20 protein-coding genes are annotated in these 18,251 nt (G+C 37.0%); 6 read left to right on the top strand and 14 right to left on the bottom strand.

The features are described from left to right. Positions 1 to 20 precede the first annotated feature (20 nt). The 3 genes from MHB55_RS18010 to MHB55_RS18020 all read left to right on the top strand — a co-directional run bounded on the left by MHB55_RS18010 (position 21) and on the right by MHB55_RS18020 (position 2,856). Positions 21 to 764 (top strand): gluconate 2-dehydrogenase subunit 3 family protein, encoded by a 744-nt coding sequence (locus MHB55_RS18010; protein WP_191697840.1) that lies wholly within the window; start codon positions 21 to 23, stop codon positions 762 to 764. Positions 765 to 794: 30 nt separating this feature from the next. Then, entirely contained in the window at positions 795 to 2,537 is a 1,743-nt protein-coding gene (locus tag MHB55_RS18015) for a GMC family oxidoreductase (RefSeq protein ID WP_340863777.1), read from the top strand. 118 nt (positions 2,538 to 2,655) lie between these two features. Further along, entirely contained in the window at positions 2,656 to 2,856 is a 201-nt protein-coding gene (locus MHB55_RS18020; RefSeq protein ID WP_144540803.1) for a twin-arginine translocase TatA/TatE family subunit, read from the top strand. A 120-nt stretch (positions 2,857 to 2,976) separates the two neighbouring features. On the opposite strand, the gene MHB55_RS18025 is transcribed toward MHB55_RS18020, so the two are convergent. Further along, complete coding sequence (locus MHB55_RS18025; RefSeq protein WP_340863778.1) at positions 2,977 to 3,588, bottom strand: TetR/AcrR family transcriptional regulator; 612 nt, start codon at positions 3,586 to 3,588, stop codon at positions 2,977 to 2,979. A 260-nt stretch (positions 3,589 to 3,848) separates the two neighbouring features. Between MHB55_RS18025 and MHB55_RS18030 the strand changes: the two genes are divergently transcribed. After that, positions 3,849 to 4,613: a DUF817 domain-containing protein gene (locus MHB55_RS18030; protein ID WP_340863779.1), complete on the top strand. Its 765-nt coding sequence runs from the start codon at positions 3,849 to 3,851 to the stop codon at positions 4,611 to 4,613. A 112-nt stretch (positions 4,614 to 4,725) separates the two neighbouring features. Here the strand turns inward: MHB55_RS18030 and MHB55_RS18035 are convergent, their stop codons facing one another. Further along, positions 4,726 to 6,117, bottom strand: coding sequence for a protoporphyrinogen oxidase (locus MHB55_RS18035; protein WP_191697843.1), 1,392 nt, complete (start codon positions 6,115 to 6,117; stop codon positions 4,726 to 4,728). A 368-nt stretch (positions 6,118 to 6,485) separates the two neighbouring features. Between MHB55_RS18035 and MHB55_RS18040 the strand changes: the two genes are divergently transcribed. Further along, positions 6,486 to 7,127 (top strand): glycosyltransferase, encoded by a 642-nt coding sequence (locus MHB55_RS18040; RefSeq protein ID WP_340863780.1) that lies wholly within the window; start codon positions 6,486 to 6,488, stop codon positions 7,125 to 7,127. A 260-nt stretch (positions 7,128 to 7,387) separates the two neighbouring features. Here MHB55_RS18040 and kynB read toward each other — a convergent pair whose 3' ends face one another. From kynB to kynU, 3 genes are all read right to left on the bottom strand, one after another. Beyond that, positions 7,388 to 8,014 carry an arylformamidase gene (gene kynB / locus MHB55_RS18045; protein ID WP_340863781.1) on the bottom strand — a complete coding sequence of 209 codons (627 nt, stop codon included), beginning with the start codon at positions 8,012 to 8,014 and terminating at the stop codon, positions 7,388 to 7,390. Between the two features lie 11 nt (positions 8,015 to 8,025). Beyond that, on the bottom strand, positions 8,026 to 8,805 hold the full coding sequence (gene kynA / locus MHB55_RS18050) for a tryptophan 2,3-dioxygenase (protein WP_151113849.1): 780 nt from the start codon (positions 8,803 to 8,805) through the stop codon (positions 8,026 to 8,028). Between the two features lie 89 nt (positions 8,806 to 8,894). Then, positions 8,895 to 10,166: a kynureninase gene (gene kynU, locus MHB55_RS18055; protein ID WP_340844833.1), complete on the bottom strand. Its 1,272-nt coding sequence runs from the start codon at positions 10,164 to 10,166 to the stop codon at positions 8,895 to 8,897. Between the two features lie 367 nt (positions 10,167 to 10,533). On the opposite strand from kynU, the gene MHB55_RS18060 reads away from it, so the two are divergent. Next, positions 10,534 to 10,737, top strand: a complete 204-nt coding sequence (locus MHB55_RS18060; RefSeq protein ID WP_151112658.1) for a hypothetical protein — start codon at positions 10,534 to 10,536, stop codon at positions 10,735 to 10,737. Between the two features lie 427 nt (positions 10,738 to 11,164). On the opposite strand, the gene MHB55_RS18065 is transcribed toward MHB55_RS18060, so the two are convergent. The 9 genes from MHB55_RS18065 to MHB55_RS18105 all read right to left on the bottom strand — a co-directional run bounded on the left by MHB55_RS18065 (position 11,165) and on the right by MHB55_RS18105 (position 18,105). Next, positions 11,165 to 11,386: a transcriptional regulator gene (locus MHB55_RS18065; RefSeq protein WP_151112657.1), complete on the bottom strand. Its 222-nt coding sequence runs from the start codon at positions 11,384 to 11,386 to the stop codon at positions 11,165 to 11,167. A gap of 131 nt (positions 11,387 to 11,517) precedes the next feature. Continuing rightward, a complete protein-coding gene (locus MHB55_RS18070) occupies positions 11,518 to 11,676 on the bottom strand; it encodes a hypothetical protein (RefSeq protein ID WP_340863782.1) in 159 nt (52 codons plus the stop codon). Between the two features lie 195 nt (positions 11,677 to 11,871). Next, a complete protein-coding gene (locus MHB55_RS18075) occupies positions 11,872 to 12,720 on the bottom strand; it encodes a pentapeptide repeat-containing protein (protein ID WP_340863783.1) in 849 nt (282 codons plus the stop codon). Between the two features lie 44 nt (positions 12,721 to 12,764). Continuing rightward, entirely contained in the window at positions 12,765 to 13,307 is a 543-nt protein-coding gene (locus tag MHB55_RS18080; protein ID WP_151112653.1) for an SDR family NAD(P)-dependent oxidoreductase, read from the bottom strand. 275 nt (positions 13,308 to 13,582) lie between these two features. Next, entirely contained in the window at positions 13,583 to 13,858 is a 276-nt protein-coding gene (locus MHB55_RS18085; RefSeq protein ID WP_151112651.1) for a DUF1292 domain-containing protein, read from the bottom strand. A 94-nt stretch (positions 13,859 to 13,952) separates the two neighbouring features. Further along, positions 13,953 to 15,662: a phosphoenolpyruvate--protein phosphotransferase gene (gene ptsP / locus MHB55_RS18090; protein WP_340863784.1), complete on the bottom strand. Its 1,710-nt coding sequence runs from the start codon at positions 15,660 to 15,662 to the stop codon at positions 13,953 to 13,955. Beyond that, positions 15,650 to 15,925 carry an HPr family phosphocarrier protein gene (locus MHB55_RS18095; protein ID WP_144540764.1) on the bottom strand — a complete coding sequence of 92 codons (276 nt, stop codon included), beginning with the start codon at positions 15,923 to 15,925 and terminating at the stop codon, positions 15,650 to 15,652. The genes ptsP and MHB55_RS18095 overlap by 13 nt, the downstream gene beginning before the upstream one ends. A gap of 149 nt (positions 15,926 to 16,074) precedes the next feature. Continuing rightward, entirely contained in the window at positions 16,075 to 17,514 is a 1,440-nt protein-coding gene (gene nagE / locus MHB55_RS18100; protein ID WP_151112649.1) for an N-acetylglucosamine-specific PTS transporter subunit IIBC, read from the bottom strand. Positions 17,515 to 17,622: 108 nt separating this feature from the next. Beyond that, positions 17,623 to 18,105, bottom strand: a complete 483-nt coding sequence (locus MHB55_RS18105) for a PTS sugar transporter subunit IIA (RefSeq protein ID WP_340863785.1) — start codon at positions 18,103 to 18,105, stop codon at positions 17,623 to 17,625. Between the last annotated feature and the right edge of the window lie 146 nt (positions 18,106 to 18,251).

Genomic DNA, 18,251 nt, shown 5'->3' on the forward strand with positions numbered 1-18,251 from the left:
ATAATAGGGGGTTTACAAATATGTCAGAACAAGAAAACAAAGAAACTTTTTTAGATAAACGTTCTTCGAGACGGAAGTTTATCAAAAACTCAGGGCTTACAGTCGGAGGCTTAGTACTAGGTGGAGCTATTGGTAGCTTAGTTGGCGGAAAAGAAAGTACTACTAAATCTGGAGTCGAAACAGCTCATAAGTCAGTTGATTATAGCGAGACACGCCAGTTTTTTGTTCGTCAAAAGGATTTCGACGCACTTGCAGCTGCTACTGAGCTTATCTATCCAGAAGATGAGCATGGCCCAGGAGCAATTGCTTTAGGAGCACCGTATTTTATCGATAAACAATTAGCTAGCCCATGGGGAAGTAATGCCGATGACTATAGAAAAGGTCCATTTAAGGCTGGAGAAATTCCTTTAGATAACAGTGAAATCTTTTTACAAGGAGTTCGCAAGCTAAACGAGGTTTCAGAGAAGCAGCATGAAGGAGCACTATTCAAAGATCTATCGGAAGAACAACAAATTGCTATCTTAACTGCATTCCAAATGGGTGAAGTAGAAATGCAATTTATCAACTCTGCAGTATTCTTTAATTCATTAAGATCTGCAACACTTCAAGGATGTTTCGCTGATCCACTATATGGAGGAAATAAGGATATGGCAGGCTGGAAGATGAAAGAATTCCCAGGAGCTCAAATGTCGTACACTGCCTATTTAGATAAAGAAGAATTCGTATCAATACCACCTGTAAGTCTAGGTGGACATAAACACTAAGCTATTAAAAAAATGGAGGTTACTAAGGTTATGGTTACAAAATTACCAAAGGTGGACGTTGTAACAACTGGTATGGGTTGGACAGGCGGAATAGTTGCTGCTGAGCTAACAAAAGCAGGCTATAAAGTGGTCGGTCTTGAACGTGGAGTTGAAAGATCTATTGAGGATTATCTGCACGGACATGATGAATTAAAGTACAACGTTCGTAAAGAGTTAATGCAAAAATTAAACAAGGATACTATTACTTTTCGAAACACTTTAAATGACGAAGCTCGTCCAGTTCGCGATGAGTCAGCATTAGTTGTTGGTACTGGAACTGGCGGCGGTGGTGCCCACTGGGGTGGACAAACTTATCGCTACTTCCCTTACGATTTTGAAATTCGCAGTAAAACCATTGAAAAATATGGAGAAGGTAAAATCGGAAAAGATGTAACTATTCAAGACTGGGGCATTACCTATGATGAAATAGAACCTTACTATTCCAAGTTTGAACAAATGGCTGGTATTTCTGGGGAGGTAGATCCTTTAGCGGGTCCCCGTTCAATTGACTATCCAACACCACCATTAAAGAAACTAAAACAAATGAAGATGTTTCATGAAGCTGCTGAAAAACTTGGTCATCACCCATTTGTCGTTCCTACAGCAAACGTATCCGAATCATATACAAATCCAGATGGGGAAACACTAAACGCTTGTCAGTACTGCTCTTTCTGTGGTAACTATGGCTGTGAATACGGAGCTAAGGCAGATCCGATCGTTACAGTTATACCTACTGCTAAGAAAACAGGTAACTTTGAATTGCGTACCCACTCTTTAGTAACTCGTGTACTTTATGAGAATGGCAAAGCAACTGGAGTATTGTATAAGGACATCAGAACTGGTAAAGTATTTGAACAGCCTGCTGACGTAGTAGCATTAACAAGCTATACATTTAATAACGTCCGCCTACTTCTTTTGTCTGGTATCGGGCAGCCTTATAATCCGAAAACAGGCACCGGGGTTATCGGGAAGAACTACACAGATCACCATACTATTACTGGAGCAATCGGTTACTTTGAAGAAGAGAAATTCAATAGCTTCATCGGTACTGGCTCTTTAGGTTCTGCATTTAACGATTTCAATGCAGATAATTTCGACCATAATGGAGTTGAGTTTATCCATGGTGGACAAATTGAAATGCACTTATTCGGTAATGAACCAATTGCTAACAATCCTGCTCCTTTTGGAACACCAACTTGGGGTAAAGAATTCAAGAAAAACTCTTTACATTACTTCCATAGAAATGTAACCGTTGTTTCTCAAAGAGCCATTTTACCGAATAAAAATCACTACCTTGATCTAGATCCAGTTTATAAAGACGATAATGGTGATCCATTAATTCGTGTTACATTCGACTATACTGCGGAGGACCATAAGCGTAACGAATTCCTAGTAGAGAAATGTGCGGATGTAGTAAAAGAAATGGGTGCTGACATTATAGATGTAATCCCTATGGCCGAACATTTTGGCGGAAGATTCACATTCCAGCATGACGCTGGTGGAGCAATCATGGGAGACAATCCAGAAACATCTGCAGTAAACAATTATCTTCAAATGTGGGACGCTGAAAACTTATTTGTGTGTGGAGCTTCTGCTTTCCCTCACTTTGGACCGACTAATCCCACCCCAACAGCTGCTGCCCTTACTTATAGAGCAACAGAAGGTATGGTACAATACCTTAAAAACGGTGGCGGACAATTAGTATCAGCGACAAAATCAAAAGAATTAGTGTAATCTCTTATATAGGTATAGATGAGTCAACGAATCGAAGCTATAAGAGACCATTTTTCTGTAATGATGTGTTATAGTTAACATGCGTCAACATTTATATTACAGACAAGGAGGAAACAATATGCCAAATATAGGTATCCCGGGTCTAATACTCGTTTTAATTATAGCTTTAGTTATCTTCGGTCCTTCCAAACTGCCTCAACTAGGAAAAGCAGTTGGTCAAACTTTAAAAGAATTTAAAACTTCTACAAGAGACATCATCAATGATGAAGAAAAAGATGATAAAAAGCTTGAGGATTCTGAGAAAGAAAAGAAAATATAATATATAGTTTCCAAAGAGGTGGGTAGTGACATTAGTTACTAGCCCACTTTTTTGCTCATAAAAGATACTTTAGTGAGCAATAGATATAGAAGTCCTATATTTATATAGCAAAAAAGACAGCTATTTTCTAATAGCTGTCTTTTCTAGCTTAAAGGCACTCTCCGATGTTTTAAATATTTCTAAAAGTGTATCTGCTATTTCTTCAGGTGTTTCTATACACTCTCCCTCTAGCCACTCTAATATTACTCCATACGACCCATACATTTTATAAGTATTAAAATGCTTAATCCCGATGACTTCATTAGACTGGTCTAAATAAGTAATACCATAAAATATTTTCTTAAATTTATTTAAAAAACTCTCTTGAAAGCCTGGTATAGTGTCTGATATATATAAAAGACTGTACACCCTTCTATGATCATATAAATGTCTGAAAAAAGCATTCGAGGTAGGAATAATTTTACCATAATCAACTACCGAACTTCCTAAAAATGGACTGTGAAAGGCATATTCTAGATCCTTTAAAGTTTCTTTGACAAGCTCCTCGGCAAGATCTTCTTTATCCTTATAATATATATAAAAAGTACTTCTATTGTAGTCTGCTCTGTCTACAACATCTGTTATCGTAACATTTTTATATCCTTTTTCTTTCACTAAATCTATAAAATGAGACTTGAATATCTTCTTTGTTCTTCTCACTCTTCTATCTACATTAATATTATCAGTAGTCACACATATTCTCCTTTATCGAACTTTCCCCTATAATGGCTATTTTATATAGTTCCAATTCACGATGAATATTATACCTCATATTTCGTTCCTTAGGTAGGAGTTTTTTCTAAGTATTATACAAATAACATAGTCCTTATATACTATTATTCTCTTGGAAACTTACATTATTACTTTTCGTCTCCTTCTATAATGCATGTTTACTTTCATGCAAAATACATAACAACTTTAAAAAATTCTACATAGAGGAGGTAAGCGAGAACGTGAAAAACTTTATACATTTTGGCTATTTACAAGCAATTTCATGCATATTTCCTGTCATTATTTTTGGAGCTTTAGCTCTTTCTAAGATAGTCTCTATACCCTACCTGCCGCGCTATGATTTCATACTTATTATTTGTATAGCTGGCCAAATATTTATGTTAATTTCAAAGTTAGAGACATGGGATGAGTTTAAAGTCATTTGTCTATTTCATGTAATAGGTTTAGCATTGGAACTCTTTAAAACCTATATGGGATCTTGGTCATATCCAGAGAATGCATACAGCAAAATTGGGGGAGTACCGCTTTATAGCGGTTTTATGTATGCAAGTGTCGCAAGTTATATTTGTCAAGCTTGGCGAAGGTTTGACTTACATATCTATCATTGGCCACCTTCTATTTCAGCTACAATTATTGGCGCTCTTATTTATTTTAATTTTTTTACACATCATTACTTTTTCGATATACGCTGGTTTTTAAAGGCTCTTTTACTTATTGTTTTCTTCCGGACTGTCGTCAGCTTTCGAGTAAAGGAAAAGGTTTATAAAATGCCAATCGTCTTATCCTTTTTGTTAATTGGTTTTTTCATATGGATCGCTGAGAATATCACTACCTTTTTAGGTGCTTGGCAATACCCTAACCAAGAACAAGTGTGGTCCATCGTTCATATTGGGAAGATTAGCTCTTGGTTTCTACTCGTGATTATAAGCATTATTATTGTCGTTCAACTGAAAAAGGCAAAGAACGGCTCAGCACTTGTACGCTAACTACTATTCATACTGGAGTTCTAGAGTTTTCTAAAGTATGTACGAATAATAACTTAAAAAGGACATTTGTAGAAGGATTCCTCCTTCTAACAAACGTCCTTTTTTAAAGTGTTCAACTTAATTTTTCAATAATTTGTTTTGCTGTTTCTTTCCCATTCTTAATGCAAGGTCCAATACCAACTCCATAATATGAGCAACCAGCAAGTATGACTTGAGGAAATAATGTAGACATTTTTTTCTCAATAGATTTGATAGCCTCCGCATGCGCCATATGATAGTTTGGCATTAAATCATTCCATTTCGTTACTTCAACTACTTGAGGTTTCCCATCAAGCTTCAAGCTATGTTGAATATCTTGCATTGCCACTTCTACAAGCTCTTCCTCGCTCATATGCTTCATCTTTGAAAACTCTGGATTAGTGCTCTTATAAAACATACGGACTAATAGCTTGTTATTCTTTGAGGTGTGCTCCCATTTCCGACTAGTCCATGTGCAAGCGTTACATTTCACATTTGAGTTCTCCGAAACAATATAACCAGTCCCCTCTGCCGGCAGCTGCTCATCGGATATATCAAAACCAAGATATATGCTGATTAACGAAGAATTTTTAAACTTGCTGAAGTCCTCATTCAGTTGTTCATTATTTAGCACTTCTTGTGCAACTTGATGAGGTGTGGTCAGCACTACATAATCTGCCTCTATTATTTGTCCGTCTGACAGATATACGCTGTACTCACTTCCCCCCTTTTTCTCAATTTTTTTTGTATGAACACCTTTTATAATTTTAGAATCCTTTAATTCATCTTCTATTTGATTAATAAGTGTAGATAAACCGTTTTTAAATGAAATAAATTTTTTGTTAGCAGATTTTTGGAATTGCTCCTTATTGGCCCCAAGCCCTTTAATGATGCTGCCATACTTATTTTTATAATCAATTAAATAGGGTAAAGTTGTTTCTAATGTTAGCTTGTCCAAATCACCTGAATATACGCCTGATAATACTGGAGCTACTTGTTTTTCTACTAGTTCTTCTCCAAGGAAGTATTTTAAAAACGAACCAATTGAGTCTTCTTTTGTAAAGCTTTCGTTAGTTAGCTCTAAGTCCTTCAGTGCCTCCTGCTTTCCTTCTCCAGAAACAAGTGAACTACTTTCTAGCGATTCCACACTTGTAGGGATTCCAAAAACTGAGTCTGCTGGTATTGCATGCAACTCATTATTAGTATAAATATAGGAAATTCCTGTTGCGTTATATACTAGCTCTTTTTGTAAACCAAGTTCCTCCACAAGGGGCAATATTGATTCGTGACGTGCTACTATGGAGTCTGCACCAACTTCCATGATAAAATCGTCCTCATAAACTGAATGAATTTTTCCTCCAAGATAATCATTCGATTCCACTAAAGTCATTTCCATATCTAAAGCTTTTTCATTTTTAAGCAGATGCAAATAATGCATCACAGAAAGTCCAGTAATTCCACCACCAACTACAACTATCTTTTTCAAAAAGCTCACTCCTCTGTTCTTTTTACGTACTATGTTATCTTAAGTATAAACAGAAAATACAGGATAGAGTATGATTTCTCTCACTCTTCTAGGTGATTTTCTCTGATAGTTTACAGGATTGTCAAATTTGGATAGAGAAAAAACAACTGAAGAATAAGGTCTATAATTTTTGCATTTATAGTTGAAGTTATTTCTGATCGAAGTGATTGACTATCAGGATTCCCTTGGTGGTTAATTCTTTTAAATATAGCAAAAGGAGTACTTAAGAATAAAGCTTAAGTACTCTTTTTGCAAAGAAGGATAAAATTAGAGAAAAAAACCAAAGTAATAAAGACATTTTTCTAATTCTTTCAAAAGGAGCAGATAGTATGAAAAAACATTCTTTGAGGTTAGCGTTATTGTTTATGTCTATTGCTTTGATTGTTTCACCATTAACTACAAAAGCTGAAACCGGATCCCAAGAACAGTGTTTTAGCCAAGAAGCATGTCAATTGAAGGGTGACTTAAGAAAGCTTTGGACAGAACATGTCATGTGGACTAGGCTTTATATTGTGAGCGCTTTGGAAGGTCTGGACGATCAAGAAAATGTACTAGCGAGGTTATTAAAAAATCAGGAGGACATTGGGAATGCTTTCAAGACTTATTATGGAGAAGCTACAGGCGATAAATTGACTGCGCTGTTAAAGGACCATATCCTCATTGCCGGAAACGTAGTGGATGCGGCAAAAAGAGGTAACCAAGCTGATTTGGAAAAATACAATAAAGAGTGGTATAAAAATGCTGACGACATAGCCGAATTCCTTAGCAAAGCCAACCCAAATTGGCCAAAAGAAGAATTAAAGGAAATGTTGGAAATGCATTTAGCTTTAATAACAGAGGATGTTACGGCAAGACTGGCAAAAGATTGGGATGCATCTACTGTTGCTTTAGATAAGGGGTTAAATCATATCATCCAGCTAGCTGATACATTATCAAATGGAGTCGTAAAACAATTTCCTAATAAATTTTAAGACAGGATTGTTAAGAAAAACCTTTAAATAATTAAGTTAGAGTCAACCTTGTTACTTTCTTCTTGCTGCACTCTATGATTGTAGCGACTGACTACGACTTCAGTGGGCTTATTGCTCACCCTTCGGAAAGCGCCCACCTAAAGCGGAAATCAGCCATCCATTGTTCATACATTTTACTGTCGTTACGAGAAAATAAAAGGATAGATAAAAGCGGAACAGCTTTATCCATCCTTTTTTTACTACATATAAACATTATCCACTTACATTTTTCTTAAAACAGCACGAACAGGACTTCCATCTGCTCCAACAATTTTTAATGGCAAAGCGATCAATTCATAGTCTCCAGCAGATACATCCTGCAAATATAAGTTCTCTAGAATGTGTACCCCATTCCTATATAGCGCATGATGTATCGGTAAATCTTTACTATCAGCTGCATCTACTGAGGGAATATCTAAGCCTAACAGGAATATTCCTTTGTTCTGTAGAAACTCACCAATATCTTCTTTTAACAAGGTAAAATCCTCTGGAAATTTTTCAACTTGAACCTTTTCTTTTGTTTTTAAGATTAGCCGCCTAACTCCATCTAGGTCAAAATTCATTAACTCTTCTTGACCAACCCATGGTATTCCAGTTACATCTATTACTTTGGCTGGTCCAATGTAATGATTAACATCTAACTGTTCGATCGTAGCCGCACTACTATTAAAATGAAAAGGTGCATCCGCATGAGTTCCAGTATGCACACTAGCTGTTATCTGACCTATATTAACAGAGCCTGTCTGCTCCTTTGTGTGAGCCACTTCAAAATAAAAAGGAGTATCTCCCGGCCATGTTGCAATTTGGTTCGTTAACGGTTGTGTAATGTCTATCCATCTTTTAGACATCTTTCTTCCTCCTATAAGTCAGTTCTAAGTTCCCAAAGCTCCGGAAAAAATCGATGATCGAGTACCTTGCGCAAATAATTGACGCCAGATGAACCACCAGTCCCAACCTTAAAGCCTATTATTCTCTCCACTGTTTTCATATGACGAAAACGCCATTGCTGTAACCAATCCTCAATATCAACAAGCTTTTCAGCCAATTGATAAAGATCCCAATACTGATCGACATTTTGGTACACAGTCTTCCATGCATCTGCCACTGACTTGTCTCCAGAATACGTTATAGAATAATCTCTATTCAGAAGAGCAGGATTTATGAAAAAACCGCCCCTCGACAAAGCTTCAATCGAGACATCATAAATGCTCGGTGCATGAAATGCCTTCTCTAGCTGTTCATGCAGCTTCGTGTCCTTTTCATAAATTTTTAATATATGTGCTGTTTTATAGCCAAGAGCAAACTCAATCTGCCTATATTGATATGACTGAAATCCAGAGGACTTACCTAAATGATCCCTAAACTCTAAATACTCAGCAGGGGTCAATGTAGACAGCACATCCCATGCTTGGATAAGTTGTGATTGTATTTTCGTTACTCTCGCTAGCATTTTAAAGGCGGATTGTAGATTATTAGCTTGAATAGCCTGTATAGCACTAGTTAGCTCATGTAGGATTAACTTCATCCATAACTCGTTTACTTGATGAATGATAATAAATAGCATTTCATCGTGATGAGTAGATAAGGTTTTTTGGCTAGCCAGAATAGTATCTAACTGAAGATATTCACCGTAGGTCATATCCTGCTGAAAGTTAGTATGAATCCCCTTTTCATTTGAATTATTATCCTCTTGTTTAGCAAATTGTTCGGACAATTCCTCACTCCTTCCTAGGCAATTACTTCTCGTTTATTTTCGAATTTCAAATACTCCTCTTTTTCCATAATCTCCTTTAAAAATTGAACGGTCTCCCATACTTCCTCAAAGGTATTATAGAGAGCAACCGGAGCCAAACGAATGCCATTAGGGGAACGGAAGTCAGGAACTACGCCTTTTTCCTTTAATGCCTTACAAATTCTTGCCGCTTCCTCATGTATTAGAAATAAGTGTCCTCCTCTTCTTTCCTGCTCCAGTGGAGAGACATTCTGAAATGCATATTCACTTAGCAGTTCATCTATTAAACAACGCATATATTCTGTTAGTTTCCATGATTTATCCCTAATTCGTGCTATGCCAGTTTCCTGAAATATTTGAAGAGAACCATACAATGGGGCTGCACTCAAAATATGTGGTGTCCCTATTTGGTATGAGCCGACCTGAGTAGCAGGCGTCATTTTAATGTCTAAGTCAAACTGCTTATCCTTATCTGACCCAAACCAACCAGCAAGTCCTGGGCCAACTCCAAAGTGTTTACGATTAACATATAATCCTCCGACTGACCCTGGTCCTCCATTTAAATGTTTATATGTACACCAAAAGGCAAAATCAACTTCCCATTCATCCATGGCATGTGGAATAGCTCCGATGGAGTGACAAAGATCAAAACCAATTAAAATATCCCTTTTGTGAGCCTCTTCTGTTAACAGCTTCATATTCAATATTTGTCCACTGCGGTAAAGTACACTCGGCAAAACAATCAATGACACGTCCTCTGTCATTGCTTGGATAATATCCACTTCCTCCAATAGCATGCCATCTTGGCTTCTTACTATCTTCATATGCTCGCTTGGATCATATCCATGAAGCGCCAGCTGACTACTAACCGCGTATAAATCGGAAGGAAAATTCAATTCATCCACTAATATTTTCGTTCGGCTGCCATGGGGCTTATAAAAGCTAGCTATCAATTGATGAAGGTTTGAGGTGGTAGAACCGGTAATGATGACCTCCTCTTCCATAGCACCAATTAACGGTGAACACATCCCTCCCAGCCTTTCCGCAAAATAATACCAAGGATGCTGCCCCTTCATCCAACCATCAATGCCTGAATTCTTCCATGAGTCGAGAAGAGATAATACTGCTGATTCAGCCCTTTTCGAAAGCAGCCCCAATGAATTCCCATCCATATAGACAGTTCCAGAAGGAATATAAAATTCTGTACGGTATTTTTTCAGGGTGTCCTCTTTATCTAGCTTTCTAGCGTACTCTTTTGTGATGTCCATTACACGCCCTCCTTTTACCGAATTTTCCATCTATTATAAAAGAATATTATTATATGTATTGTTTTATGTCAAAGCAATACCATTACACTCGACGACTTCTAAATATATGGGAGGAAAGGAAGGTCATTAATGAAGAAGGAATAGTAAGTAAATGTTTCAAAAAGAATTTATCAAATAGCATAAAATGATTAACTCTTTAAATATATAATTTAAAGTAGTACTTACTACAAGGAAATATCACAAAATATAAACCAATGTATGGAGTTTATTAAAAAAGGTCTTTATTCTTTAAAATAATTTAGACAAGTAGTCCTTTGACCTCTATCAACACATTAAAAAATAATAGGATGTGACAGAGGGGGTGAAAATGAATTTACAAGTTCCTTTAATGGAAATGCTGTTAGGATGTGATAATTATCCTTGCTGCTGTTTCAAAGGTAGTCGAGGAACTACTGGCACTTCTGCGGCTACTGATGTTAAGGAAAAAAATGAGGCTGTGTTATTCTACTTTACACATGCTTTCTTATACTCACGGAACGAACAGTTCCTAATAAGAGGTCGGTCTACTTAAGTCTTTCTTACACAATATTAAACAGATTTAAGGAGGCACAGTCTAAAGAGGATAATGCAGAGCTTAATCGGTTAAAGTAAATAAAATTAACCGACTGCAATATTCGTTAATGGAAAACCAATCCCAAAATACTATGAGACACGTGGTACAAGGCAAAATAGCGGTCTGGCAATTGTTTTCTTGAATAGAGGTGCATTAGTAACCTTAAGAAACCATATTTTTGACCTGCCCGTTACACTATCAAACGATGACGGAAATAGACAAACAAACGTAAACGCTTCACTTATATCCAAATATTGACTGAGTGCATTCAATATGCACTCTACTTTTTTAAAGTAAGAACTAGAAATAGGAGCAATTTTTTTAATTGCTCCTATTTCTAGTTTTTGTTTTTTGAAAGCCATTTATACTATCGTTTAAGCATTTCTTATATTACATACTTTTCTTTTTCTGTTAGAGGGACAAATGCCAAAATATTGTTCATTTTGAAGGTTCTCTTTTTTTTTCTTAAGTAGCAATATGCTTGAAATGAATCAGCTTTTATACTTATTACCTTTATTCTTCTTTTGCTAATTTCCCCATTATCCTTTATATAAATCATCTCTACTAATTGATGATATTTTAAAGCTTTTAATACCAAAATACGCAAGCCCGTTTCCTCCTTTTACAACATTGTATGAAACGTACGTTCTATTTATTACTAAAAAAAATATTATATCCTTTGACTTATATAAAAAAAGAACAAATTCTAGTTAGAAAATGTTCCCTTCATTTACCACATTAAGTTATAGGAGATGATTGATCACTTATAATAGTAGGTTCGTGTAAAGCAGCATTATAAGCGATCAGAGTAACGCCAAGCCTTTCTTCCAGTTCACTTAGCTCTTGTAATTGCTCGCTATCTAGTTCCGCAAATTTATAATCTTCCATATGGATCATCCTTTCTTTCTATTTATCATCACCTTTCTTCAATGATTTATGCATCGTATCTTTAGTTTTCTAGCAGCAGCTATTTTTTTATTGGGCTTGTTTGTATATTTATTGATACATCGCAATAAAGCTATATACTTACCCGACAAAATATTAATATGGTGACCCTATCAATCAATCTCAAATTATACTCTTCAAACAATTTTATTTTCTCCAATGAGTAGGAATTTTTAGTCTGTCGGGTAGCTTAGTAGAAATATCTCCGTTTGCCGCATTAATTTGCATTTGAGTGAGGAAGAACGAACCAGTTAAATCGGCTCCACTTAAATCTACATCCCTTAAATCTGCTCCTATCCAATCGACTTCTCGTAAATTTGCTTCCCGTAAGTCAGAAGCAATAAGGTATGCGCCTCTAAAACTGACACCTCTTAAATTCGCTCGCTTAAGCTTAGCCCCAATTAAATCTGCTCCTCTTTTTGAAAGCTGGGAATTTTTTTTATTTTTGCTGCCATATCTCATTGCTTCATAGCGTATTAATTCACTTGCTTTTATCAAGATTTCATTTACAAGCACCCTATGTAAAGGAATATTCACCGTTAAAAGACTTTCTATTTCCAAGGATGTTAACTCTTCTGTTTTATTTATCAATACTTGGACATCCTTGTGTAAAGAAGATGTTTTATCATAAGAAAGAATTTCCGACAAATATAAAAGCATTTCATGTAGCTGTTGCATAATTGGCAAGGCAAGAAACATCTGATTAGCTATGTTAGGATTATCTCGCCAATCCATTCCTTTAAAGGTCTGCTGAGATACTTTCTGTCCTGCTCCAAGGCATTCAAAAACAGTACAGCCACGATATCCTTTGTTTCTTAACTCACTGTGAATACCACAACGATATTCAGACTGTAAATGCCGACAAGGTCTTCCTCCGTCTTTATTGCAGGCGAAATCAGAGGAAGCCTCAAATGGTAAAGCAACACAGCATAGTCCAAAACAATTTTGACAATCTGGAACTAGGTCTGCTCGTATTTGATTAGAGTTATTAGACATAACACTTCTTCTCTTTCTTCATTGTTTTTTTATGCTTTATATTCTCAGTTCGGCTCTATCTGACCTATTTGAAATGAGCGTTTTTCTTGATCGCTCGTAATCGCTTCTATTACACCTTTCGAAATTTCTGAATGTGTTAGCCATCTGGATGTATTGCCTTCTTGCATAAATCCTAACTGGACTTGATAATATGAGCAATTTTGTGAAATTGGAAGGCCGTTTCTAGTCTCTTCCACATTCGAACTACTCCCTAATATGTGATAGAGCTTCCAGTTGTGCTCCCACTTAGACATTGCTTTTATTAAAGTTGGTAAAGCTTTGCTTGCATATGAATGAACCCATGCAATAACTACATCAATTTCTCCTTTTTCCTTTATAAGCTTTTGTATCTCTTCTTCCCATTGCTGCTCATTGCTATAGTCCACATATAAAGGTGTAATTGTGTGTGCTCCTGAGGATTCCTCTAAAAGTTTTTGCATCTTTGTTTGATTTCTTGCGACCACTGTTACGTTGAATTTTTTTTCTTGAAGTCGTAGAGTTGCTTCTCTTAGCATTCCTGTGCCACCAATTACAAGTGCATGTTTCACCGGTTCTCCTCCTTAAACAATTGAAATATATATACAATTCTATCTTTATTGTATCAAATTGTAAGAAATTACATTTAAGAATTATTTTTCATAATTTCTATTATATAATTGGCTTTAAGCTGACGCTTTCCGTGGGGTTTATGATAAGTTAATCCAATAAGTGAATGAACAATATTTGGATAGAGTATAGTTAATACTGCTATTTGAAAGGTACTATTATCAATAATTTTATAAATAAAAAACCCCCACTGTTTAAGTGGGGGTAGAAAAGAAAATTATTCAGCTTCAGCAGCCATAAATGCCGCTGATACTTTTTCAAATTCCTCATCGCTTTCAATGTTAGCTAGCTCGTCTTCGCCTTCAATACGTAAGAAAAATACATCGAAATCTTCATCTGTTTCTTTTTGTACTTCATCCGCAAAGCCAACAGCTGCATAAGTATCTCCTTCAATTTCCAACAAACCTAATACCTCAATATCTTGTTCTTGGTCATTTTCATCTATAACAGTAAAAATATCGCCAATCTCAACTTTACCAGTGTTTTCTTCCATTCCAATCTCCTCCTAACAATGATCTAATCTGTTCAAGTTTTTCCACCTGATATTTCATCATTACATATTTAGAGGCAAAAGAAAAGAAGTAAGATTACAGGAGATGTAATTTTACATATTCTGTTACATCCTTATCCGTTGCCAATGTTAATATGTGCTGCATATGCTTCCTTAATTCTTCGTGATTCAATTTAGCTATTTGTGACCTAGCTTTCAAAATAACCGAAGGATCCATCGACAACTCATCCACGCCTAATGCAAGTAAAAGAGGTATAGCAATTTGCTCACCAGCCATTTCTCCACAAACACCTACCGATTTTCCGTTAAGATGTGCTGCCTCTACAACCTTTTGAACTGCTCTTAAAATTGCAGGATGATATGGTTGATATAAATAGGATACTTGTTCATTCAAACGATCCGCCGCAAACATATATTGTATCAAGTCATTTGTTCCGATAGAAAAAAAGTCAGCCTCCTGAGCGAATAAATCCACAATCATTACAGCTGCAGGCGTTTCCACCATCATCCCAACTTCTATGTCTTCCGATACAATAACTCCTGCATTTAAAAGCTTTTCTTTTTCTTCAAATAGAATTGACTTCGCAGTCCTAAACTCCTCCAGTGTGGAAATCATAGGAAACATAATTTTTAACTTTCCGAATTTGCTTGCCCTTAAGAGAGCTCGCAACTGTGTACGAAAAATTGTCTGCCTATCTAGACTAATCCGGATAGCTCGATAACCTAAAAAAGGATTCATTTCATTTGGGAGCTCTAAGTAAGGCAATGCCTTGTCTCCACCAATATCCATTGTTCGAATCACGGTAGGTCTGTATTCCATCTTGGAAATTACAGCTTGATAAGCTTCAAATTGTTCCTCCTCATCTGGTAGTCTATTGCGATTCATGTACATAAATTCGGTGCGAAATAAACCAATACCTTCCCCACCTTCAGAAAGAACTGTTTCTCCATCCTCAGGAGCTCCAATATTTGCAACAAGATGAACCTGATGCCCGTCCATCGTAACACTAGACATGGAAAAGTAATTTCTCAACAATTCTTCTCTTTCTTCTAATACCTTTTGTTTAGTAAGATAAAACATTTTTACGTCTTCTGGTGGATCAATTATTATTCTTCCCTCTTCACCATCTATAATAAGCAATGTACCATCTTCGATATCAAAGGTCCCTGTTTTTGTACCTACAATTGCTGGAATTCCTAATGAACGAGCCAATATTGCTGAATGAGAAGTAGTCCCCCCAATGTTAGTGATAGTTCCCTTAACATATTGCTTGTTCAAATGAACAGTTACCGAGGGAGTCAAGTCCTCTGCTACTATAATTATTTCAGAATCTATCAAGCTCAAATCAGGCAATTTTACTCCTAATAAGTCGGCAAGTAGTCTCTTTGAGACATCCTGAATATCTATAACTCGGTCTTTCATGTAATCATTATCTAGTGCGAGGAACATCGCCCTGTACATGTCTGTAATCTCAGTTAAAGCTGTCTCTGCATTTTTCCCTTCATTGATTTGTTCAATAATAGCCGCAATCCAAACAGGATCCTCTAAAACGAGCTGCTGGGCAGAAAAAATAGCAGCCTTTTCTTCTCCCAAATGTTGACGAGTTGCTGCATATATTAACTGGAGCTGTTCCTTTGTACTAGCAATGCTGTTTTTAAGTCTATTTACCTCTATTTCTGCCTCCTGGATATGGTTTTGATCATATGAAAGAATTGGTTCTACAAAGCTATACGCCTTTGCAATCGCGACACCAGTTGAAGCTGGAATCCCTTTTAACTCTCGCATAGTTCACCAATCCCATGAGAAAGTATGACTTCAGCTAGCTTTTCTAGTGCCTCAGCAGCATCGTCGCCGTCAGCAGAAATAGTAATGGTTGAATTTACAGGAATAGATAAGGTCATAACTGAAAGTATTGACTTCAAGCTTACTGACTTACCATTGAAACTCAATTCCATTGATGACCGACAAGACGCAGCACTTGAAACTAATAACGCAGCCGGTCTAGCATGAATACCTTCCTGAGCTGTAATTTTAAAACGCTTTTTCATCGTCTCACCCCCGTTAGGTTTATAGAAAAAAAGAGAGGCAGACCCAAAAGGAAGTCGGCCAGTCTTCAATTTATTACTATGTGAGTTTACTCATCTAGACACTTAGGTGAATCAACTTCTAATTTACTGGATACGCCAAATTTCAACCTTTATTTTCGAAGTTTATCTACTTCATCAGCGACAAACTGCACGCTTGTGCCAACAATTACTTGAATGCTTTTCGGACCGACAACATTAATACCATGTATTCCTGATGACTTTATTTTCATTTGATCCACTTGGTCCATATCTCTAACTTCAACGCGTAAGCGAGTAGCACAATGCTCTACTGATGTTACATTTGACTTGCCACCAAGACCAGCAAATATTTTAGTCGCCATCGTTGCAAATTTATTGTCAGTAGTTGATGTTTCCTCAACTTGTTCAACTTCATCATCTTCTCTTCCTGGAGTTTTCAAATTGAATTTGACGATTAAGAAACGGAATAAGAAGTAGTAGATGACCGCAAATACTAGCCCTTGGACAATCAGCATATAAGGTTGATTTGCGATTGGAATGCTCAAGCTTAAGAAATAATCGATAAATCCAGCACTAAATCCAAAGCCTGCTGTCCACTGGAAGGAAGCTGCAATAAATAAAGACAAACCTGTCAAAGCTGCATGAACCACATATAATGCTGGTGCTAAGAACATAAAGGCAAACTCAAGAGGCTCTGTTACGCCTGTAAAGAATGAGGCAAATCCAGCTGCAAGCATTAAAGAGGCAGCTTGTTTTTTACGCTTTGTTTTAGCAGTATGGTACATAGCCAAAGCGGCTGCTGGTAAACCGAACATCATAATTGGGAAGAAGCCCGCTTGATACATTCCTGTTACGCCCTTGACACCAGAGCTCGACCAGAAATTTTTAATGTCACTTATTCCAATCGTATCAAACCAAAAAACAGCGTTTAACGCGTGATGTAAGCCGGTTGGGATTAAAAGGCGATTAAAGAATCCATACAGCCCTGCTCCTGCTGCACCTAATCCGCTGATAGTTTCTCCAAATGAAACCAATCCTCCGTAAACAATTGGCCAAATAAAGAATAGTGCTACGGAAACAGCAAGCATCACAAACGAAGTAACGATTGGCACCATTCGCTTACCACTGAAGAAAGCAAGGAAGTCCGGCAGCTTTACATGACTGAAGCGATTGAACATAGCTGCAGCTATAATTCCTGAAAGTATCCCTATAAATGCATTATTCACTTTTTCAAATGATGCATCTACCTCGCCTACATCAATTCCTTGGAGCAAGGAAACTGTACCTGGAGATAGCATAGTCGTTACGACTAAAAATGCAACCAAACCACTAAGCGCTGCTGCGCCGTCTCTTTCCTTGGAAAGTCCAATTGCAACTCCGACCGCAAACAGGACTGCTAAATTATCTAAAATTGCTCCTCCTGCTTTAATAAGGAAAGCTGCAACTACATTACCACTTCCCCAGCCAGTTGGATCCAGCCAATAACCTACCCCCAGCAATATAGCCGCAGCGGGCAATACAGCTACTGGAAGCATTAATGAACGACCGAGCCTTTGAATATAGCTTTTCATTGTTTAACATCTCCTATTCTCCTTATAGATTTAGGGAATCTTTAAAATGATTGCTTAAGCCAAAACAATTAACTAGCTCTGCTCACCTCCAAATTTCTTTTAATTTGTTCAATTGGAGAAAGTGGTCATCAAAACCGTTTTCCCCTGTTCGCAATGTTGTACTTGTTCTAATTGAACAGTCTTTTCTGCACTATTAGTTATGACAAGAGGTGTCACCAGACTGGCGGCATTCTCCTGTAGAAAATCCCAATCCACCTTTAGTAGCAGCTGACCTTTTTCCACCTTATCCCCTGCTTTTACACAAGCAGTAAAGCCTTGTCCCCCTAAGGAAACAGTTTCCAATCCAACATGGATCAGAAGCTCTGTATTATCGTCTGTTCGTAGACCAATAGCATGCTTTGTGTTAGCAAGATGTATAATTGTCCCACTACAAGGAGCAAGAATATTTCCTCCACTTGGCATGATGGCTACTCCATCTCCTAGCATCCTTTGACTAAACACCGGATCTGGAACATCATCTAAAGAAAGTACCTCCCCACTTACAGGGGCGAAGATGCGTAACTTCTGCTTAGAAAAAAACCTAGAAAACATACTTTTTATCCCCTTTGCACCTCTTTTATCACACTCAATAATTCCTATACACCATGTATATTGTCTAGTCCCACATTAAAGAACAGAAAAAAGGAGCAGGCAATGAAATTCATGCCAACTCCTAAAAAGAATTATCTTTTCTCTTA

The sequence above is a fragment of the Psychrobacillus sp. FSL K6-1267 genome (assembly GCF_038003265.1).
Classification (GTDB): domain Bacteria; phylum Bacillota; class Bacilli; order Bacillales_A; family Planococcaceae; genus Psychrobacillus; species Psychrobacillus faecigallinarum.

What these genes read in the sequence shown, in the direction of transcription:
- MHB55_RS18010 (WP_191697840.1), top strand. Translation starts at nt 21, where the DNA reads ATGTCAGAACAAGAAAACAAAGAAACTTTTTTAGATAAACGTTCTTCG.
- MHB55_RS18015 (WP_340863777.1), top strand. Translation starts at nt 795, where the DNA reads ATGGTTACAAAATTACCAAAGGTGGACGTTGTAACAACTGGTATGGGT.
- MHB55_RS18020 (WP_144540803.1), top strand. Translation starts at nt 2,656, where the DNA reads ATGCCAAATATAGGTATCCCGGGTCTAATACTCGTTTTAATTATAGCT.
- MHB55_RS18040 (WP_340863780.1), top strand. Translation starts at nt 6,486, where the DNA reads ATGAAAAAACATTCTTTGAGGTTAGCGTTATTGTTTATGTCTATTGCT.
- kynB (WP_340863781.1), bottom strand. Translation starts at nt 8,014, where the DNA reads ATGTCTAAAAGATGGATAGACATTACACAACCGTTAACGAACCAAATT.
- kynA (WP_151113849.1), bottom strand. Translation starts at nt 8,805, where the DNA reads ATGACCTACGGTGAATATCTTCAGTTAGATACTATTCTGGCTAGCCAA.
- kynU (WP_340844833.1), bottom strand. Translation starts at nt 10,166, where the DNA reads ATGGACATCACAAAAGAGTACGCTAGAAAGCTAGATAAAGAGGACACC.
- MHB55_RS18060 (WP_151112658.1), top strand. Translation starts at nt 10,534, where the DNA reads ATGAATTTACAAGTTCCTTTAATGGAAATGCTGTTAGGATGTGATAAT.
- MHB55_RS18070 (WP_340863782.1), bottom strand. Translation starts at nt 11,676, where the DNA reads ATGATCCATATGGAAGATTATAAATTTGCGGAACTAGATAGCGAGCAA.
- MHB55_RS18075 (WP_340863783.1), bottom strand. Translation starts at nt 12,720, where the DNA reads ATGTCTAATAACTCTAATCAAATACGAGCAGACCTAGTTCCAGATTGT.
- MHB55_RS18085 (WP_151112651.1), bottom strand. Translation starts at nt 13,858, where the DNA reads ATGGAAGAAAACACTGGTAAAGTTGAGATTGGCGATATTTTTACTGTT.
- ptsP (WP_340863784.1), bottom strand. Translation starts at nt 15,662, where the DNA reads ATGCGAGAGTTAAAAGGGATTCCAGCTTCAACTGGTGTCGCGATTGCA.
- MHB55_RS18095 (WP_144540764.1), bottom strand. Translation starts at nt 15,925, where the DNA reads ATGAAAAAGCGTTTTAAAATTACAGCTCAGGAAGGTATTCATGCTAGA.
- nagE (WP_151112649.1), bottom strand. Translation starts at nt 17,514, where the DNA reads ATGAAAAGCTATATTCAAAGGCTCGGTCGTTCATTAATGCTTCCAGTA.
- MHB55_RS18105 (WP_340863785.1), bottom strand. Translation starts at nt 18,105, where the DNA reads ATGTTTTCTAGGTTTTTTTCTAAGCAGAAGTTACGCATCTTCGCCCCT.